Origin of the sequence: Alteromonas nitratireducens (genome assembly GCF_040812025.1) — a bacterium.
In the GTDB taxonomy this organism is placed as follows: domain Bacteria; phylum Pseudomonadota; class Gammaproteobacteria; order Enterobacterales; family Alteromonadaceae; genus Alteromonas; species Alteromonas nitratireducens.
In genome coordinates, this window is record NZ_JBFNPK010000016.1 from 61,253 (window position 1) to 79,856 (window position 18,604).

Sequence of the window (18,604 nt, forward strand, 5' to 3'; positions counted from 1 at the left end):
ATAATTACCTGGTCATCCTTAGATCCCCAGCAACAGGACGAGGCCCTCTCGAGACCGGCTATGGCTGATGCGGCACGTCTGAATGAGACGGTGAGTGCGATCCTGAAGCAGGTTAAGGATGACGGCGATGATGCCGTACTGGCGTTAACCCGACAGTTCGATTGTCCGACGTTACCCTCTCTGGCGCTGACATCCTCCGCGCTCTCCTCGCTTGCCGCGCAGGTCAGCGACGACGTTGCACAGGCCATCGATATTGCATTTGCCAATATCAAACAGTTTCACGAGGCCCAGCGCCCGGACGATATTACCATCACCACTACCCCCGGCGTTCGCTGTGAATTGCGTTTTTCGCCGCTGGAAATCGTCGGCCTGTATATTCCCGGCGGCAGTGCGCCACTGCCCTCAACTGTGCTGATGCTCGGTGTACCTGCGATGGTAGCGGGCTGTCAGCGACGGGTACTGTGTACGCCGCCAGGAAAAGATGGCAGCATTGCCCCTGAAATTGCGTATGCTGCGGTAAAATGCGGCATTTCAGAGGTATTTCTGTGTGGCGGAGCTCAGGCCATTGCCGCAATGGCGTTTGGCACAGCAAGTATTCCATCGGTAGATAAAATATACGGACCGGGAAACAGCTTCGTGACCGCAGCGAAACAACAGGTCAGCCAGCGTCCTGATGGTGCTGCCATTGACATGCCTGCCGGTCCGTCTGAGGTTCTGGTACTGGCTGACGCTAACGCGAACCCGGAATTTGTCGCTGCCGACCTGCTCTCTCAGGCCGAACACGGGCCGGATTCCCAGGCTATTGTTGTCAGTCCCAGTGAGGCATTACTTAAGGACACTCAGCGCGAAGTGATACGCCAGCTGGCAACGCTGTCACGTAATTCTATCGCCAGCAAAGCGATGGAAAATGCCCGCTATATTCTGACTGATTCGCTAGCAGAAGCCGTTGCCGTGAGCAACCGCTACGCACCAGAACACCTGATTGTACAGTGCGAGTCTGCGCGCGACCTGCTCAACGAGCTCACCAACGCCGGTTCCGTCTTTCTTGGCCCCTGGTCTCCTGAGTCTGCCGGTGACTACGCATCCGGCACAAACCATGTGCTGCCTACCTATGGGTACGCACGCAATTATTCCAGCCTTGGCCTGGCAGACTTTATGCGCAGGTATACCGTGCAGGAGTTATCTGCAGATGGCATGCGCAACCTGGGACCGGCGATCATGACCCTGGCCCGTGCCGAAGGGTTAGATGCCCATGAAAAAGCGGTTGCCGTTCGCCTTGCAGCATTAAATGAAGGAGAGCAGTCATGAGCCACATCAGCGACAAACTGATCAATGCCAATCTGGTCCCTCTGACACCGTATGAATCTGCACGCCGCCTGTATGCCGGTGGTCAGGACTGGCTAAACGCCAATGAGTCGCCGTACAGCAACGCATTTGATATTGATGCGGCTCACTTTAATCGTTACCCGTCGTGTCAGCCCGCCTCTGTCATCGAGGGGTATGCCCGCTATGCCGGGCTGGCGAACAACCAGGTTATGGTTAGTCGGGGCGCTGACGAAGGGATTGAGCTGCTTATCAGAACGTTTTGCACGCCGGGAACAGACAACATTCTGATTTGCCCTCCCACTTACGGCATGTACGCGATCAGTGCGGAAACCTGCAATGTTGGCGTGAAAAAGGTACCGTTGAATGATGATTTCAGCCTGAATACCGACGCCATTTGTGCAACCGGGGACATTAAACTGGTCTTTTTGTGTGCCCCTAATAACCCAACGGGAACTGCAGTCGACAAAAACGACGTCGTCCGTATTCTTGATGCGATGGCTGATCGGGCACTGGTTATCATGGATGAAGCGTACATTGAGTTTGATCCAGACAGTAGCTGGGCTGCCGAGATTGGGCGCTACCCCAACCTGGTTATCCTGCGAACCCTGTCTAAAGCGTTTGCGCTGGCCGGATTGCGCTGTGGCTTCACCCTGGCGCAACCGGAAGTGATTTCCGCGCTGTTAAAAGTTATCGCGCCCTATCCGATACCGGATCCGGTTGCGCAGATAGCCACCCAGGCCCTGTCTGATGACGGACTGGAGCGATTATCAACGCAGGTTGCAGCCATTAACCAGCGCAAAACCAGTCTTACAACGGCACTTTCTGCATTACCCGGAGTAGAGATTGTCGGCGACCAGCGCGCCAATTTCGTGCTGTTCCGCTACGCGCAAGCACCTGCACTGATGACATTTCTGGTTGAGAACGGCATGTTAATCCGCGATCAGTCAAAACAGCTTAACCTCAGCAACTGTCTGCGTGTGAGCATTGGCACCGACGAGCAGCACGAACGACTGTTATCCTTAATTACCACCTTCATTAACGAGAGAGCGGCATGAGTCAACAGCCCATTTTATTTATCGACCGCGACGGGACGCTCGTTGAAGAGCCGCCCATCGACAAACAACTCGACAGCCTAGAGAAACTGTCGTTTGAACCTGATGTTATTCCTGTTCTGCTTGCATTGCAGCAGGCTGGCTATCGCCTTGTGATGGTCAGCAACCAGGACGGGCTTGGCACCGACAGTTTCCCGCAACCGACGTTTGACCCCCCTCACAATGCCATGATGCAGCTTTTTGAAAGTCAGGGGATAAAGTTTGACGACGTATTGATTTGCCCGCACTTTGAAGAGGATAACTGCAGTTGCCGTAAGCCTAAGCTTGGGCTGGTTAAGGACTATCTGCAGCAGGGCCGCGTCGACTTTACCCGCTCATACGTGATTGGTGACCGTGAGACAGACATGCAGCTTGCTGAGAACATGGGGATCCGCGGACTGCGTTATAACCGGGATACGCTTAACTGGCAGGAAATTGAAAAGACACTGACAAGGCAGTCACGCACGGCAGACGTAATCAGAACCACGTCGGAGACCGATATTCGGGTGCATGTTGACCTCGATTCATCCGATAAGTCAGTTATTGATACCGGCATTGGCTTTTTTGACCACATGCTGGACCAGATAGCGACACACGGTGGTATTGTGCTGAATGTCAGTGTAAAGGGCGATCTGCACATTGATGACCACCACAGTGTAGAAGACACCGCACTGGCCATTGGTGAAGCGCTCAAGAAAGCGCTGGGCGATAAGCGCGGTATTGGCCGCTTTGGCTTTGCTCTGCCCATGGACGAATGCCGCGCCGAGTGCATCATGGATATCTCCAACCGTCCGCACCTTAAGTTTGACGCAACATTCAGCCGTGACAAGGTTGGCGACATGGCCACCGAAATGGTGCCACATTTCTTCTATTCCCTGGCACAAAGCATGGGACTGTCTCTGCATCTGTCAACCACGGAGGGCAACGCGCACCATCAGGTTGAAAGTCTGTTTAAGGTGTTCGGCAGAGCCCTCCGGCAGGCTGTCACCCGCCAGGGTAGCGCCCTGCCAAGCAGTAAGGGAGCGCTGTAATGCAACGTATTGTGATAGTGAATACCGGCTGCGCCAACATTTCTTCGGTACGGTTTGCGCTGGAGCGACTCGGCGTCACCGTCTCGGTCTCTGATGACCATGCGAATATCAGCCGTGCTGACAAAGTATTCCTGCCCGGTGTCGGTGCCGCCCCTGCGGCCATGAAGAGTATCCGGGAAAAGGGACTGATAAACGTGATCCAGCAGCTTGAGCAGCCCGTGCTCGGGATCTGCCTGGGTATGCAGCTTATGGTAGAAAGCTCGGCTGAGCGCCGGGAAGGCAATGAACCCTGTCTGGCACTGATGCCGGGGCACGTGGGACGCCTGGAAGCAAACGGTCAGCGTCTTCCCCATATGGGGTGGAATACCGTCCATCACCAGGACGACGCGCTGTTCCGGGGTATTCCTCAGGACACGTATTTTTATTTCGTTCACAGCTTCGCCATTCCCGTGTACGCACACACGCTGGCGACCTGTGAATATGGCAGCCGCTTTTCTGCTGCCATACATAACAAGAATTTCTTTGGCGTCCAGTTCCACCCTGAACGAAGCGGTGAAGCGGGCGCCCAGCTTTTAACTAATTTTGTGAACCTGTAAATGATTATTCCAGCAATTGACCTTATTGACGGGCAGGTGGTGCGTCTTTATCAGGGCGACTACAACCAGACTACCCAGTATCAGTTTGACCCGGTGGACACCGTGCACCGCTATGCCGACGACGGCGCAACATGGCTGCATATTGTTGATTTGACCGGTGCAAAAGACACCAGCAAGCGACAACTGAGCCTGATCAAGTCGATGGTAGATACCGGACGGATGGCGTTTCAGGCTGGCGGTGGTATTCGCAGCGAAGCGGACGTCGCCCAGTTGCTTGACGCAGGCGTCAGTCGGGTTGTGATTGGTTCGCTGGCAGTCAGTCAGCCTCAGTTAGTGAAACAATGGATAACAACCTACGGCAGCGAACGCATTGTGCTGGCACTGGATGTTAATATCAGCGAAAGCGGCGAGCGACTAATAGCAACACACGGCTGGCAGAAGGATTCGGGGGTAGCGCTGGAACGCTTACTGGATGACTTCGCTGACGCAGATGCCCGGCACGTGCTGTGCACCGATATCAGCCGCGATGGCACCCTGGAGGGAGCGAATGTGGACCTTTATCGCGATATGGCAGTCCGGTTCCCCGCCATACAATGGCAGGCATCAGGGGGTATTGGCGGCTTAGCCGATATTGCAGCGCTGATGCCAACCGGCGTCAGCGGGGTGATCCTGGGCAGAGCCTTGCTGGAAGGCAAGTTTACGGTAAAGGAGGCGATCGCATGCTGGCAAAACGCATAATCCCCTGCCTGGATGTCAGAGACGGAAAGGTCGTCAAAGGCGTTCAGTTCAGAAACCATGAGATTGTTGGCGACATCGTGCCACTGGCCGAACAGTATGCCAAAGCCGGCGCCGATGAGCTGGTGTTCTATGATATTACCGCCAGTTCCGATGCCCGGGTGGTGGACAAAAGCTGGGTAAGCCGTATTGCCCGGGTGATTGACATTCCCTTTTGTGTGGCCGGTGGTATCCGTTCTGTAGAAGATGCCGGCCGCATTCTTGAAATGGGTGCGGATAAAATCTCGATTAACTCACCGGCGCTGTCTGATCCGGATCTGATTAATGCGCTGCATGACGTGTATGGTCAGCAGTGTGTGGTGATCGGGGTCGACAGTTTCTATAACGACGCCACCGGTAACTATGAAGTCTATAAATTTACCGGCGATGAATCACGTACCCAGCAAACCCAGTGGCAAACACTGGACTGGATCAAAGAAGTGCAAAGCCGCGGCGCCGGCGAGATCGTGCTTAACTGCATGAACCAGGACGGGGTACGGAAAGGCTATGATATTGCACAGCTTAAGGCCGTCAGAGCAGTCTGTGACATTCCGCTCATCGCCTCGGGTGGTGCAGGTGCGATAGCCCATTTTGAAGACGTATTCAGCCAGGCCGACGTGGACGGCGCACTGGCTGCGTCTGTCTTTCATAAAGGCCTGATCAGTATTGATGAGCTTAAAGCGTCACTGGTCAGTGCGGGAATTCCGATCCGCAAGCGCCATCATCCCCTATCCGACAAGGAACACACCGTATGATCATTGTTAAGGACACAATACAAACCCTTGCGTGGGATAAAATGGACGGCCTGTTGCCGGCCATTGTGCAGGACAGCATGTCGGGCAAGGTCCTGATGCAGGGCTATATGAACCAGGATGCCCTTGGGCATACGTTTGATAGCGGCAATGTGACCTTTTTCAGCCGCTCAAAAAACCGCTTGTGGACGAAAGGTGAAACCTCCGGCAATACCCTGAAATTAGTCAGTGTGGCAGCAGACTGTGATAAAGACTCTCTGCTGGTACTGGCAAAACCGCAAGGACCGACATGCCACACCGGCACAGAAAGTTGCTGGTTTGACGGAAATACCCCAGCCTTTACGTTTCTGGCAGACCTCGAACAGGTGCTGGCCGCACGCAAGCAGGCTGATGCTGACAGCAGTTACACGGCATCACTCTATGCCAGCGGCATTAAGCGCATCGCGCAGAAAGTGGGCGAAGAAGGTGTTGAGACCGCACTTGCAGCAACAGTAAGGGACACTGAAGAGCTGAAAAACGAGGCAGCAGACCTGCTGTATCACCTGACGGTATTGCTGCAGGCCAGTGACCTGTCACTGTCTGACGTACTTGCCGTATTACAGCAACGCCATAATAAAGCGTGACGAACACAGCCTGATGAGCCGGCTTTTCCCGGCTCATCAGGTTGTCTGTCAAATTTTGTAACATTTCACATGCAACTATTCCTGCTGTGACACCGTCCTAGTCAGTATTCGTACCTTAAGGACAAGCTCATGGTGTCAGCACGCACTTCCCTTCTTAGACATATGGTCGCTTTCTGGACCCATAACCGGGGCCTACTGGTTTTCCTGCTCCTGCTTTTTACCGTGCGGGGCAGTTTCGCAGATTGGTATGATGTGCCGACCGGTTCGATGAAACCCACCATCATGGAGGGCGATCGCATTCTGGTCGACAAAACAGCCTATACCCTTCGTCTTCCCTTTAGTGATGTCACGCTGATGAAAACAGGCGACATTGAGCGCGGCGATATCGTTATCATCGATAATACCGTAGCAGAAACCCGTCTTGTGAAGCGCGCCGTCGCGCTGGGGGGAGACTGTGTCAGCATGCATAATAACCAGTTAAGTGTGAATGGAGAGCCGGTGGTACTGACGCAGACAGAAGGCATCAGGTACCGCGAGCAGCTTGGCCCCAAAGCCCATGAGATCCAACTGATCCCGGCTCGCATGGCGCGTAGTGATTTTGGTCCGATATGCGTACCCGATGGCATGGTTCTGGTGCTTGGAGATAATCGGAACAACAGCCGCGATTCCCGCTACTTCGGGTTTGTACCGGAGGATGCTGTCAGAGGTAAAGCCCATCGAGTGCTGTTTTCATTGGATCCGGACGACCACTATCTTCCACGACCCGCAAGAACACTGACATCGCTAATGTAGGTATCAGGCTGGGCAGTTACCAGCCCCCGATACTTGTCCATTGTTCGACAATCTTATCGCCTTCGGTAAGGTGATAGTGCGTGTGCTGGGCTGCCGTTGCACACGCGTGAACAGGCAGTATGCGTAAAAGCTGATCAAACCGGAAACGTGACACGGTGTCTGTCTTGTCGCCGGCATATTCTATGATACCGTGCTCCTGATTGGCCTGCGTTACACGCCAGCCATCCAGCACGTTGCCATACTCATCACAAACCAGACCATAGCCGCAATCCCGCCATTGTCCGCGCGTTCCGGTATCACGGGATAACGCCATCCAGCCGGCATCGACAATAATACGCTGTGAAGCAGCGTCGACCTTGATAACCCTGGTCAGCACACTAAGGGCGATGTCATTGATATCACATACGCCAAGGTTCGCCATTACACAGTCGAATGTGGCGAACACACCGGCGCGGATCTCTGTGATCCCCTGCCGGTCGATATCAGTCAGCGCGGTGGGTGTCGAGCCTAACGAACGCATCCGGCATGTCAGTCCGGCGCGCTCAAGACGCTCCGCAGCAGTGAGTAAGGCAGACTGCTCCTGGCTGGCCATACTGGTTCGTTCCTGTTCGGTAAAGCAGCCATAGGATGCCCCCGCATGCGTTACCAGGCCATGAAAGGTCAGGCCATCTGTGCTGTCGATCGCGCTGGCAAGCTCAATCAGCGCCGGATCATTGGCAGCAATGCCAGCCCGTGCGCCGTCACAGTCAAGTTCAACGGCGACACTGAGGGTTGGCCCACCACTTATAAGATTGTCCCGCAGTGCGTTCAGTGCGGCGTGACTATCAATAATAACAATCAGATGTACGCCCTGGCGCAGCAGTGAAAACACCGCATCCAGTTTGTTGGGTGTCAGCGTGACGGCATATAAAATATCGGTGTAGCCCGCTTCAGCGAACGCATAAGCCTCTGCCAGTGTGGACACAGTAATAGCGCTGCCGGCCGGGGCATAATATCGCGCTGCCTCTACCGACTTGAGGGTTTTGACATGCGGGCGAAAGCTTACTCCTGCGTTACGGATGTGGTCACTGACGCGCGCACTATTTTTCACAAACCGTGGCTTATCAAGCAGGCAACAGGGTGTCACTATGTCGTGAATCGAGCGCGCCTTCATAGTGCGAAATGTAAATGGGTCAGGTTCGCTACCGACGTGCATAACAACGCACCAAATGTCATCAGCATACCAACCAGCCTTTGCCAGCTCGCACCGGCGTGCTGACGTATACCGTAAGCATGCAGGAGGCGGCCGAATAACAGCGCACACGCCAGAAGGTGTATCCACCAGATCTGACCAATATTGGCTTCAAGACAGGCTATCAGTAACAGGGTAATGGGCACATATTCACTAAAATTGCCGTGCGCCCGGCTGAGTCTTCGGAGGTCTTCGTTGCCGCCATCGCCCAGGCTGATGCGATTTTTACGCCGTACGCCAATCACCAGCATCGACAGATACAGGTAACACAGGCCGAGCAGGCTGGCGTAAAATGCCGTAATAGGTAGAACCATGTAAGATCATCCGTGTTGCGCTTCAAAAATATGGGATCTAGGTGTACCCCAACACCACGCTTTTAGCAAGGGTAAGCAGGACAATCGGGAACAAACAAAAAAGGCAGGGAAACCCTGCCTTCAGAAAAGATAATGGCGTGTTAACCCAGCAGCGTTGCCAGTTCGTCGCTGACCTCGCCAACAGGGCGGGTGCCGTCAAGACGATGATACTTACAATTGCCGTCTTTGGCTTCCTGCTGATAATAATCTACCAGTGGCTTTGTCTGCTCATGGTAGACACCAAGACGTTTACGTACGGTTTCTTCTTTATCATCATCACGGATAATCAGATCTTCACCGGTCTGATCGTCTTTACCGTCTGTTTTTGGCGGATTGTAGACAACGTGATAAACCCGACCGGACGCGGGGTGAACGCGGCGTCCGCCCATACGCTCAACGATAACATCATCCGGGACGTCAAATTCGATAACGTGATCGACAACCACACCGGCTTCTTTCATCGCGTCAGCCTGCGGAATCGTGCGCGGAAAACCGTCCAGCAGAAATCCGTCTTTACAATCGTCCTGAGCGATACGCTCTTTGACCAGACCAATAATGATGTCATCGGATACCAGTTTACCTTCATCCATGACACGCTTTGCCGCCAGGCCCAGTTCAGTGCCCGCTTTAATCGCCGAGCGCAACATGTCGCCGGTAGAAATTTGAGGGATACCGTATTTTCCCATCAAAAACTGAGCCTGTGTTCCTTTTCCTGCGCCCGGAGCGCCGAGAAGAATGATTCGCATGTGAGCGTTCTCCGATAATCGATAACTGTAAACTCTCGGCACTTTACACACTCGTGCCGTGACTGACAAGTCTTACAGCCAACGCCAGATGTGACTTACGACTAATAGCGTACACTTATTGAACCACTGCAATACCGCGCTTTTCCTTCAAAAACAGCCAGAAATATCACGCTTAAACAAAAAAACGGGCCTGAGGCCCGTTTTTCACTAACAATGTGAGCAACCCGTTACTTTGCGAGCGTCATCAGCAACGCATTAAGGTTTTTCACAAAACTGGACGGATCTTTAAGACTGCCCTGCTCGGACAGCGCAGCCTGATCGAACAATACGCCAACCCATTGCTTAAACAGATCTTCATCCGGCATGTCGGCCAGCTTTTTAATCAACTGGTGTTCAGGGTTAAGCTCGAAGTGATATTTCACTTCAGGCACCGGCTGTCCTGCCGCCTGCATCAGTTTCATCATCTGCGTGCTCATACCCGCATCATCTGCAACAATACAGGCTGGCGAGTCGGTCAGACGATGGGTGAATTTCACGTCAATAACCTTATCACCCAGTGCAGTTTTCGCACGCTCCAACACGCCTACAACTTGTTTTTCCGCCTCTTCCTGTGCCTTCTTGCTTTCTTCGTCCTCAAGGTCGCCCAGGTCAAGGTTGGCCTTAGCAATAGACTGGAATTGTTTCTCCTTGTACTCGCTCAGATGTGACATCAGCCATTCGTCGATGCGCTCGCCCATCAGCAGTACTTCGATACCTTTTTTACGGAAGATCTCCAGGTGCGGGCTGGACTTGGCCGCCTCATAACTGTCCGCCGTCACGAAATAGATCTTGTCCTGACCTTCTTTCATGCGCTCGATGTAGTCATCCAGCGAAACGGTTTGTGCACTGCTATCGTTGTGCGTTGACGCAAAGCGCAGCAGTCCTGCAATTTTTTCACGGTTACTGAAGTCCTCAGCAGGCCCTTCTTTCAGCACCGTACCAAATTCATTCCAGAAGCCCTGATACTGTTCTTTGTCGTTTTTGGCCATACGCTCAAGCATCTGGAGTACACGCTTGGTACAGCCCTGGCGCAGCGCCTGAGTGATCTTATTATCCTGCAGAATTTCACGTGACACATTCAGCGGCAGATCGTTTGAATCGAGCAGACCTTTCACAAAGCGCAGGTACACCGGCATAAACTGTTCCGCATCGTCCATAATGAAAACGCGCTGGACGTACAGCTTCAGACCATGTTTCTGGTCACGGTTCCACATATCAAATGGCGCCTTAGACGGGATATACAGCAGACTGGTGTACTCAGTTTTACCCTCAACCTTGTTGTGCGCCCATGCCAGCGGGTCGGCAAAATCGTGAGAGACATGCTTATAGAATTCTTTATATTCCTCGTCAGAAATCTCTGATTTTTCACGCGTCCAAAGCGCCGTCGCTTTGTTGACGGCTTCCCACATTCCCGGCTCGGCAGGAATTTTCTCGCCATCAGGACCGTCGCGTTCCGGCACTTCATCTTTCCACATCAGCACAGGGATGCTGATATGGTCGGAGTATTTATTGATGATAGAGCGCAGGCGCCAGGTATCGGCAAACTCTTTCTCATCATCACGAAGGTGCAGCACAATCTCAGTACCGCGAGTCGGTTTATTGATTTCAGACACGGTGAATTCACCTTCACCTTCTGACACCCATTCTACGCCCTCAGACGCATCAACACCGGCTGCACGCGTACGCACCGTGACTTTGTCAGCAACAATGAAGGCAGAATAGAAACCCACACCAAACTGGCCAATCAGCTGCGAGTCTTTTGCAGCATCGCCAGAAAGCTTACTGAAGAAGTCTTTGGTACCTGACTTGGCAATGGTGCCGAGGTTCGACATGACCTCATCACGGGTCATACCAATCCCGTTGTCGGTAATGGTCACGGTACCCGCGTCTTTGTCGACGCTGACTTTAACATTCAGCTCTGAGTCACCTTCATACAGCGCATCGTTTTCCAGCGCTTTGAAACGAAGTTTATCTGCGGCATCTGCGGCATTTGAGACCAGCTCGCGCAGAAATATTTCTTTATTTGAATACAGCGAGTGAATCATCAAATGCAGAAGTTGTTTTACTTCTGTCTGAAAGCCATGTGTCTCTTTGTGGGCTGCTTCAGCCATAATCCAAAATCTCCTCATCTAATGGATCACGTTGTCCATCCTGAGGTAGGGGCTGATTATGATGATTTCAAGCGATGTGGGGAAAAAATTAGCCGGGATAGTGAGGTGACGGTGCGCTCGGCGCGCCCGTCACCAAAACGATTACAGCTTCCTGCGCCCGGAAAATGCGTGGGTAAGCGTATTTCCGTCAATGTACTCCAGCTCGCCCCCTACAGGAACGCCATGCGCGATCCGACTGGCATCAATGCCGTATGACGCACAAAGCTGTGCGATATAGTGTGCGGTCGCCTCACCTTCAACGGTAGGATTGGTTGCCAGAATCACTTCGTTGATTGCGCCCTTGCTGAAACGTTGCTCCAGCAAATCCAGGCCAATTTCCTCCGGACCGATACCATCAATGGGTGATAAATGTCCCATCAGAACGAAATATTGCCCCTGATATGACAGCGTCTGCTCTACCGCCATGACGTCCTGCGGGCTCTCCACCACACAAAGCAGGCCGCTTTCCTGGCGCTCAGGATGGCGGCAGATATCACATAGGGTATCTTCCGTGAACGTTCGGCACTGTTCACAATGATGGATATGTTCCATCGCTTGCAGCAGTACCTGACTGAGGTTCAGCGCGCCATCACGATTTCGCTCAAGCAGATGAAATGCCATGCGCTGCGCACTCTTGTTACCAACGCCCGGAAGGCAGGTAAGCGCCTGGATAAGTTCAGACAACAGCGGGCTGAATTTCATTGAATAACCCTAGAACGGCATTTTGAAGCCAGGAGGAAGTGGCATTCCGCCGGTCACTTCACTCATTTTTTCCTTACTGGTTTCCTGAACGCGACGCACGCCATCATTGAATGCTGCCGCCACCAGATCTTCCAGCATGTCTTTGTCGTCATCCATCAATGACGGATCGATCTCGACGCGGCGTACATTATGGTTACAGGTCAGTGTGACTTTCACCATGCCCGCTCCTGCCTGTCCGGTGACTTCCAGACTTGCCAGCTCGTCCTGGACTTTCTGCATGCGCTCCTGCATTTGCTGCGCCTGCTTCATGATATTTCCCATACCACCTTTAAACATATGCTTTACTCACTCGTTGTAGGTTCGTTTAACAGGGTTTAACGGAATCGGGCACGACAGATGCCTCAAACTCATCCATTATCGCCCTGATGGTTTCATCAGTTTCAATGACTTCATGCGCATAAGACTGACGCATGGAGTGAATCTCCTGCTGAAGTGAAAATGGTGTCGACGCGGGTTTACCCGGCTCAATCACCAGCGTGATGTCTTCGTTCAGTGTGCTGCACAGCGCCTCTTTTATCTGTGCAACCGCACTCTCATTCAGTAAATGGGCCTGACTTTCATCAAGTTCAAGGCGGACATTCGTGCCGTCGCGAAAACAGGCTGAATGCAATACCAGTTGTTTTAATAACCCTGCCACAGGCATCGCCTCTACCAGATTGCTCCAGTTGTCAATCTGACGGGCATGAAGCAGCTTTTCACCATTATCAAGGAACGCCTGTATGGGCTTTTGACGCTGTGTGGTGTCCAGCACAGGCTGTTCGGTAACCGTGTCGTGGGCTTCATGTACGTTATTCGGGTCAGTATTGCTGTCGGACTCACCGGGCATAGCAGGTTCAGCGGGCGGGTTCTCAGCAGAATGTCGGGATTGTGCAGCAGCCCCCTCTGAATCATCAGCCGGTGACATCCCGGGCGAGATGTTTTCTGCGTCCGCAGGTTGTTGACTGGTCAGCGGCAGCACAGAGGCTTTAGCTGCCGGGGCTTCAGGCTTTTTTGCCGATTCAGCCTGCGCCTCCTGGCGCGACTGCTTGAGCTTTTGTCTCAGCGCCAGCATCTCCTGCGTGGCACTCAGCGATGCTTCCTGGTTAGCCGGCTTTTGCTCAGGCTCAGCATACGCTGGCTGACTGTGCTCTGACTCATCCTGTTGGGGTGGAATATCATCGTTGTAGGCTTCTGGCGGCGGCCCCATGTCAAACGGGGGTGCGAAGGTGTCATCCTGTTCCACCGATGCAGGGAGTTCATTATCCGGTACTGGCGCCTGCTCTGCTTCTGACACTGCCTGATTGTCCCACGGCGGTGTGTCTGCCTCATCAGCGCGGACTTCCTGCATTGGCGCGGGCTGCTCGACGCTGTCTGCAACAGTCTGCTCAGGGTGCTGCACACTATTATCCGGCTCCGACGAGGCTTCAGATGTAATTGTCGTGCTTGCAGCAGCCGGAACAGCCACCGGAGCCTGACTTATCACGTCGTCAGATGAGGCCACCGGGGATGCCGGGGCAAATGTCATCATCCGCAGCAGCGTCATTTCCAGTGCGGCCCGGCCGTCCGGCGCATACGGGAGATCCCGCTTGCCCTGTAGCGCTATCTGGTAAAACAACTGAACCTGCTCTGGGTTGATACGCCTGGACAGCTCATAAATAGCGCGGGCAGAAGACGTCTCAAGTTTACAGGCGTCAGGCACCCACTGCGTCAGTGCGATTTGATGAAACAAACTACTCAGTTCGGACAGCACCTGGGCATAGTCTGGTGACTGTTGCGCCATGGCATCGATCAGTCCGGTGACGTCCTGTGGCAATTTTTTGATGACCGCATTAATCAGCTTGAGCAGATGGTTTTTATCCATCAGCCCGAGCATATCGGTGACAACCTGCGCAGTAACCTGGTTGTTTCCCTGCGCAATGGCCTGGTCTGTCAGACTCAGTGCATCACGCATACTTCCCTGGGCCGCTTTGGCCAGCAGGCCAAGTGCAGACGCCTCAAACGGAATGGTTTCGGCATTCAGAATATGTTCAAGCTGGCCGGTGATTTGCTCTCGCGACAGTGCTTTCAGATTAAACTGCAAACAGCGTGACAGAATGGTGACCGGCAGCTTCTGCGGATCGGTTGTCGCTAGCAGGAACTTGACGTGTGGTGGCGGTTCTTCAAGTGTCTTTAGCAGCGCATTAAAGCTGTGCTTTGACAGCATGTGCACTTCATCGATCAGGTAAACCTTGTAACGCCCACGGGTCGGCTTGTACTGAACGTTATCAAGAAGCTCGCGCGTATCTTCCACTTTTGTGCGCGATGCCGCATCGATTTCGAGCAGGTCGACGTAGTTGCCCTGCTCAATCTCAGTGCAGGTTGCGCACTGTCCGCACGGGTTCGCCCCCTGTCCTTCTTCGCAATTCAGGCTTTTTGAGAAAATACGCGCAATGGTGGTTTTACCTACGCCCCGGGTACCGGTAAAAAGATACGCATGATGAAGCCGGTCATTGTCGAGCGCGTTAGAGATGGCAGAAACCACGTGTTCCTGACCAACCAGCTCGGAAAACTTACCGGGACGCCACTTTCTCGCTAGTACCTGATAACTCATATTTGTGAAGACATCCTATTCGCCGTCAAACTCACACAGAGTGAAACTCTCTATCCCTGCTTTCTTTAAACGTTCATGACCACCAAGGTCTGGCAGCCCAATCACAAAGCCGGCATGCTTTGCCTCGCCACCCAACCGGCGAATCAGTTTCGCAGATGCTTCAATGGTTCCTCCTGTCGCCAGCAGGTCATCAATAAGCAACACCTTATCTCCGGGCTTAATAGCATCCTTGTGGATCTCCAGCGTATCCATGCCATATTCAAGTTCATAACTCTCACTGACGACTTCTCTTGGGAGTTTATTTGGCTTTCTTACCGGAACAAAGCCAATCCCCATTTCAATAGCCAGCGGCGCACCAAACAAAAAGCCACGGGCTTCCGTACCGGCGACTTTATCAAAGCCCATGCCCTGAAAGCGTTCGAGCAGCAAAGAGATGCAACTACTGAATGCTTTATGGTCTTCCAGCACACTGGTGACATCACGAAAGAGGATCCCTGGTTTTGGATAATCAGGAACGGTTTTTACAACGGATTTAATATACTCGGCAGTCACAACACAACCTTGTCTGTTACAGCCAGAAAGTGAACCAGCCGCAAATGATGTGCATCAGCGGAAAGGCCAGTAGTGTGATAAGTGAACCGAGGAAGTACCACTTGTTATAAACTTCTTTGAAATCTGCGTTGTCAGCCATGAAAACTACCTATCATGTTTTACACAAAAAAATGGGGATAAATGGTAATCGAAACACCGCGCGAATGACAGTATTTCAGGGAAGAAAGCGACCAATTATCCTTTACACCAAAGACGACTCAGTGACTCTCCGCAATCAGTACCTGTTTCAGCACCATCTGACGCAGGGTATCCAATGTCCCCTGCATAACCATGTCGGGTGACAAATGGGGTAACGCATCCATTAACCTTTTCTGTACGTCACCGGGCAGTAATCCTTGGTCGGCCTCATCATATAAATTAAGCAACAGGGCGGTCACCGGGTTTAAATAGATGAACTGCACGTCGTCATCTGCATCACGGTAAACAACATAGTAATGTCGTTCCTGCGGATCAGCGTGCGTGTCAGGAAGAAAGTCCGCACCGATGCGATGCACGGGATACCGATAAGATACCAGTGCGGCAAGTGGAGACAGAACTAGCGGCATGTCGGGATCAAAGCTCACCGGCTTTTCAGGCAGTGACTGTTTGCGAACGCTAAGATCGAGCTCCAGCCATTCGTAATGCGCCAGTTCACTGACAAAATCAGGCAACTCAGCGTGCACAAACGACGACGCAGAAAGAAATTCGACAAACTCTTTGGCAATGTCGACAAAGTATGGACTGCGGGCATGATGCTCGGCAAAAAATGTCTTCGCCAGCGTATCCCATTGCGATTGTGTAAGGACGTCTTTAAGTACCGGAAAACCGCTTAACAGAAAGCCTTCCACGTTGTTGAAAAACAGCGACTGATAAACGTGCAACCGGCGTGCTTCATCTTTATTGACGGGGCGGTAACTCTCTGGCTTTCTTATCGCCCGGGCAAATTCTTCCTGTATCTGCGAAAATTTTTGCATCTATGCGGTGCCTTTAACTACGCCAGGCTGGCGCTTTACACTTTCCTGAATTGCTTTAATTTTTCTGACTTCACTTATCAGAACATCAATAGCCGGTATATTAAAGTCACGCTCAAGCAACGTTGGAAATACGCCGTGTATTTCATAGGCTTTGCGCAGTAACTCCCAGACAGGCTCGATGACATCACTACCGTGGGTATCGACTTTCAGGTCATCAGCTTCATCAAAATGGCCGGCAATGTGCCCATAAACAATGCGTTTTGATGGCAGCGACGAAATAAAGTCGACGGGATTGTAGCCGTGATTGATGCTGTTAACGTACACGTTGTTGACATCGAGCAGCATCAGGCAATCAGACTCGTCCAGCACGGCGTTAATAAACTCGGCTTCTGACATTTCCTGCCCAGGTGCTAAATAATACGATACGTTTTCAAGTACCAGGGGGCGCTCAAGAATGCTCTGGACGTGTTTTATTCGTGCAGCAACGTGTCTGACTGCCTCTTCTGTAAAGGGTATTGGCATCAGATCATACATATGCCCGTTATGGGAACAGTAACTCAGATGCTCGCTGTATAAAGAAATGCCATGATTATCTAAAAAAGCTTTGATGTCTTTAATAAGATTTATATCAAGTTTGTCACTACTACCAATGGACAATGACAAACCATGGGTCGAGAACGGCGCCTGACTAACACATTGCGTCAGTTGTTCACGATAGCGGCCACCCAGCGGTATCCAGTTCTCTGGCGCCACTTCCCAAAAATCGACCTCAGCGGGTAATTGAGGCAACAGCGCTGGCAGCATTTCGCGTCGTAATCCAAGCCCTGCGCCGGTAATAGCTTTCATTATATGTTCTCGTAAACAAAAAGCGGCGACTTAAGCCGCCGCGTTGTTGGGAATTTATGCGCAGGCAACGATCAGTTCATGCCGCCGCATTTACCTTCACCACACTTGCCTTCTTTGGCAGCTTTTTTATCGCCACCACATTTGCCTTCGCCGCACTTGCCTTCTTTGGCAGCTTTCTTATCGCCACCACATTTGCCTTCGCCGCACTTGCCTTCTTTGGCAGCTTTCTTGTCGCCACCACATTTGCCTTCGCCGCACTTACCTTCTTTGGCAGCTTTCTTGTCGCCACCACATTTGCCTTCGCCGCACTTGCCTTCTTTGGCAGCTTTTTTATCGCCACCACATTTACCTTCGCCGCACTTACCTTCTTTGGCAGCCATTTTATCGCCACCACATTTGCCTTCACCGCACTTTGCTTCCTTACCTGCTTTGTCGCCACCGCATTTACCTTCAGCAGCAAACTGGCTATAACCGGATTCTAATGACTGCATACCAAACGGATTGGCGTCAGCCATAACTGCTGTGGAAGCCAACGAGCCAAACACTACGGCGCCTAATGCCGATGCAACGGTTGTCTTTTTTACTTGTTTCATTTTATTGTCCTCAACAAAAACCATTAACCTTCCACGAACAGTCGTGTTATCTAAGAGACCTGCCTAACGGCACTTCTATTTCATCAGATAAAAATAATCTGTGATCTTTTTAAGATTTCGCTTTCAGTTACGGTAGGACGACCGCAAGTTTGATGCAAGTAAAAGCGCGATAAATACCTTAAATATCTGAGATGAACGGTGTATAGCTGTTTAAACAACGACACGCTTGTTGATTTCGCAACTAGATGCAGGGGCCCCAGCTCCCCCTTCGCGATTTCCTAGATGACCGTGCGTTGTTTTTGACTTCACGATTGAGGAGGGAGGTCCCGGACAACCGCTTCGCGGTTTCCGGGATGACGGTCGTTGTTTTAGCCGCTGAAACAAAAAAAAGCCCAGTCGTCAGACTGGGCTTTCTTCTTAATTAGGAGCCCCGGCAAGGGACAGTTCACTTCGTGACGACGCTTTCAGCGCGAGACATACTCTCACATGGGGCTTGGGCCCGCACTCGGGCAAATACCGTCTCGAACGAAGATTGATTATCTTCGTTAGGTATTTGCGGCTCGCCATGGATGGCGAGACTGGACGTAGCACCACGGATGGGTTGTTACTCTACGCTTCATGCAGAACTCGCGACCTGAGATTGTTACCCGATGGGTTAGGTCGCTCTTTGAAGTGGCACGTCAGTGCCAGTTCTGAAAACAAAAAACCCAGCTTTCGCTGGGTTCTTTGTTTTTCGAATTGGGAGCCTGGCGGTGTGCTACTCTC

General features: G+C 52.3%; 20 protein-coding genes. 8 read left to right on the forward strand and 12 right to left on the reverse strand.

What is annotated here, in order from left to right:
• The 8 genes from hisD (at position 1) to lepB (ending at position 6,985) form a co-directional block, all read left to right on the forward strand.
• Positions 1-1,308 (forward strand): histidinol dehydrogenase, encoded by a 1,308-nt coding sequence (gene hisD / locus AB1N33_RS13455; protein WP_411272099.1) that lies wholly within the window; start codon positions 1-3, stop codon positions 1,306-1,308.
• Positions 1,305-2,381 carry a histidinol-phosphate transaminase gene (hisC, locus tag AB1N33_RS13460; protein ID WP_411272081.1) on the forward strand — a complete coding sequence of 359 codons (1,077 nt, stop codon included), beginning with the start codon at positions 1,305-1,307 and terminating at the stop codon, positions 2,379-2,381. The genes hisD and hisC overlap by 4 nt, the downstream gene beginning before the upstream one ends.
• Positions 2,378-3,448 (forward strand): bifunctional histidinol-phosphatase/imidazoleglycerol-phosphate dehydratase HisB, encoded by a 1,071-nt coding sequence (gene hisB, locus AB1N33_RS13465; RefSeq protein WP_411272082.1) that lies wholly within the window; start codon positions 2,378-2,380, stop codon positions 3,446-3,448. Before hisC ends, hisB begins: the two co-directional genes overlap by 4 nt.
• Complete coding sequence (gene hisH, locus AB1N33_RS13470; protein WP_411272083.1) at positions 3,448-4,044, forward strand: imidazole glycerol phosphate synthase subunit HisH; 597 nt, start codon at positions 3,448-3,450, stop codon at positions 4,042-4,044. Before hisB ends, hisH begins: the two co-directional genes overlap by 1 nt.
• Positions 4,045-4,782: a 1-(5-phosphoribosyl)-5-[(5-phosphoribosylamino)methylideneamino]imidazole-4-carboxamide isomerase gene (hisA, locus tag AB1N33_RS13475; protein WP_411272084.1), complete on the forward strand. Its 738-nt coding sequence runs from the start codon at positions 4,045-4,047 to the stop codon at positions 4,780-4,782. It abuts the gene before it with no gap.
• Positions 4,764-5,573 carry an imidazole glycerol phosphate synthase subunit HisF gene (hisF, locus tag AB1N33_RS13480; protein ID WP_411272085.1) on the forward strand — a complete coding sequence of 270 codons (810 nt, stop codon included), beginning with the start codon at positions 4,764-4,766 and terminating at the stop codon, positions 5,571-5,573. Before hisA ends, hisF begins: the two co-directional genes overlap by 19 nt.
• Positions 5,570-6,193 carry a bifunctional phosphoribosyl-AMP cyclohydrolase/phosphoribosyl-ATP diphosphatase HisIE gene (gene hisIE / locus AB1N33_RS13485; protein ID WP_411272086.1) on the forward strand — a complete coding sequence of 208 codons (624 nt, stop codon included), beginning with the start codon at positions 5,570-5,572 and terminating at the stop codon, positions 6,191-6,193. The genes hisF and hisIE overlap by 4 nt, the downstream gene beginning before the upstream one ends.
• 162 nt (positions 6,194-6,355) lie before the next feature.
• Complete coding sequence (gene lepB, locus AB1N33_RS13490; protein WP_411272100.1) at positions 6,356-6,985, forward strand: signal peptidase I; 630 nt, start codon at positions 6,356-6,358, stop codon at positions 6,983-6,985.
• 16 nt (positions 6,986-7,001) lie between these two features.
• On the opposite strand, the gene AB1N33_RS13495 is transcribed toward lepB, so the two are convergent.
• From AB1N33_RS13495 to AB1N33_RS13550, 12 genes are all read right to left on the reverse strand, one after another.
• On the reverse strand, positions 7,002-8,075 hold the full coding sequence (locus tag AB1N33_RS13495) for an alanine racemase (RefSeq protein ID WP_411272087.1): 1,074 nt from the start codon (positions 8,073-8,075) through the stop codon (positions 7,002-7,004).
• A 59-nt stretch (positions 8,076-8,134) separates the two neighbouring features.
• Positions 8,135-8,530, reverse strand: coding sequence for an MAPEG family protein (locus AB1N33_RS13500; protein WP_411272088.1), 396 nt, complete (start codon positions 8,528-8,530; stop codon positions 8,135-8,137).
• Positions 8,531-8,670: 140 nt separating this feature from the next.
• Entirely contained in the window at positions 8,671-9,315 is a 645-nt protein-coding gene (gene adk, locus AB1N33_RS13505) for an adenylate kinase (protein ID WP_411272089.1), read from the reverse strand.
• 227 nt (positions 9,316-9,542) lie between these two features.
• Positions 9,543-11,465 (reverse strand): molecular chaperone HtpG, encoded by a 1,923-nt coding sequence (gene htpG, locus AB1N33_RS13510; protein WP_411272090.1) that lies wholly within the window; start codon positions 11,463-11,465, stop codon positions 9,543-9,545.
• Positions 11,466-11,606: 141 nt separating this feature from the next.
• Positions 11,607-12,206: a recombination mediator RecR gene (gene recR, locus AB1N33_RS13515; RefSeq protein ID WP_411272091.1), complete on the reverse strand. Its 600-nt coding sequence runs from the start codon at positions 12,204-12,206 to the stop codon at positions 11,607-11,609.
• A 9-nt stretch (positions 12,207-12,215) separates the two neighbouring features.
• Positions 12,216-12,542, reverse strand: a complete 327-nt coding sequence (locus tag AB1N33_RS13520; protein WP_411272092.1) for a YbaB/EbfC family nucleoid-associated protein — start codon at positions 12,540-12,542, stop codon at positions 12,216-12,218.
• Positions 12,543-12,570: 28 nt separating this feature from the next.
• A complete protein-coding gene (gene dnaX, locus AB1N33_RS13525) occupies positions 12,571-14,835 on the reverse strand; it encodes a DNA polymerase III subunit gamma/tau (protein ID WP_411272093.1) in 2,265 nt (754 codons plus the stop codon).
• Between the two features lie 15 nt (positions 14,836-14,850).
• Positions 14,851-15,387 carry an adenine phosphoribosyltransferase gene (gene apt, locus AB1N33_RS13530; protein WP_411272094.1) on the reverse strand — a complete coding sequence of 179 codons (537 nt, stop codon included), beginning with the start codon at positions 15,385-15,387 and terminating at the stop codon, positions 14,851-14,853.
• A gap of 16 nt (positions 15,388-15,403) precedes the next feature.
• Complete coding sequence (locus AB1N33_RS13535; protein WP_411272095.1) at positions 15,404-15,526, reverse strand: hypothetical protein; 123 nt, start codon at positions 15,524-15,526, stop codon at positions 15,404-15,406.
• Between the two features lie 118 nt (positions 15,527-15,644).
• On the reverse strand, positions 15,645-16,400 hold the full coding sequence (locus AB1N33_RS13540; RefSeq protein WP_411272096.1) for an HvfC family RiPP maturation protein: 756 nt from the start codon (positions 16,398-16,400) through the stop codon (positions 15,645-15,647).
• On the reverse strand, positions 16,401-17,246 hold the full coding sequence (locus tag AB1N33_RS13545) for an HvfB family MNIO-type RiPP peptide maturase (RefSeq protein WP_411272097.1): 846 nt from the start codon (positions 17,244-17,246) through the stop codon (positions 16,401-16,403).
• 71 nt (positions 17,247-17,317) lie between these two features.
• Positions 17,318-17,839: an HvfA family oxazolone/thioamide-modified RiPP metallophore gene (locus AB1N33_RS13550; RefSeq protein WP_411272101.1), complete on the reverse strand. Its 522-nt coding sequence runs from the start codon at positions 17,837-17,839 to the stop codon at positions 17,318-17,320.
• Positions 17,840-18,604 lie beyond the last annotated feature (765 nt).

Bases quoted from the DNA above. Each gene is read 5' to 3' on its own strand.
- hisC (WP_411272081.1), top strand. From the start codon at position 1,305: ATGAGCCACATCAGCGACAAACTGATCAATGCCAATCTGGTCCCTCTG.
- hisB (WP_411272082.1), top strand. From the start codon at position 2,378: ATGAGTCAACAGCCCATTTTATTTATCGACCGCGACGGGACGCTCGTT.
- hisH (WP_411272083.1), top strand. From the start codon at position 3,448: ATGCAACGTATTGTGATAGTGAATACCGGCTGCGCCAACATTTCTTCG.
- hisA (WP_411272084.1), top strand. From the start codon at position 4,045: ATGATTATTCCAGCAATTGACCTTATTGACGGGCAGGTGGTGCGTCTT.
- hisF (WP_411272085.1), top strand. From the start codon at position 4,764: ATGCTGGCAAAACGCATAATCCCCTGCCTGGATGTCAGAGACGGAAAG.
- hisIE (WP_411272086.1), top strand. From the start codon at position 5,570: ATGATCATTGTTAAGGACACAATACAAACCCTTGCGTGGGATAAAATG.
- lepB (WP_411272100.1), top strand. From the start codon at position 6,356: ATGGTCGCTTTCTGGACCCATAACCGGGGCCTACTGGTTTTCCTGCTC.
- AB1N33_RS13500 (WP_411272088.1), bottom strand. From the start codon at position 8,530: ATGGTTCTACCTATTACGGCATTTTACGCCAGCCTGCTCGGCCTGTGT.
- adk (WP_411272089.1), bottom strand. From the start codon at position 9,315: ATGCGAATCATTCTTCTCGGCGCTCCGGGCGCAGGAAAAGGAACACAG.
- htpG (WP_411272090.1), bottom strand. From the start codon at position 11,465: ATGGCTGAAGCAGCCCACAAAGAGACACATGGCTTTCAGACAGAAGTA.
- recR (WP_411272091.1), bottom strand. From the start codon at position 12,206: ATGAAATTCAGCCCGCTGTTGTCTGAACTTATCCAGGCGCTTACCTGC.
- AB1N33_RS13520 (WP_411272092.1), bottom strand. From the start codon at position 12,542: ATGTTTAAAGGTGGTATGGGAAATATCATGAAGCAGGCGCAGCAAATG.
- dnaX (WP_411272093.1), bottom strand. From the start codon at position 14,835: ATGAGTTATCAGGTACTAGCGAGAAAGTGGCGTCCCGGTAAGTTTTCC.
- AB1N33_RS13535 (WP_411272095.1), bottom strand. From the start codon at position 15,526: ATGGCTGACAACGCAGATTTCAAAGAAGTTTATAACAAGTGGTACTTC.
- AB1N33_RS13540 (WP_411272096.1), bottom strand. From the start codon at position 16,400: ATGCAAAAATTTTCGCAGATACAGGAAGAATTTGCCCGGGCGATAAGA.
- AB1N33_RS13545 (WP_411272097.1), bottom strand. From the start codon at position 17,246: ATGAAAGCTATTACCGGCGCAGGGCTTGGATTACGACGCGAAATGCTG.
- AB1N33_RS13550 (WP_411272101.1), bottom strand. From the start codon at position 17,839: ATGAAACAAGTAAAAAAGACAACCGTTGCATCGGCATTAGGCGCCGTA.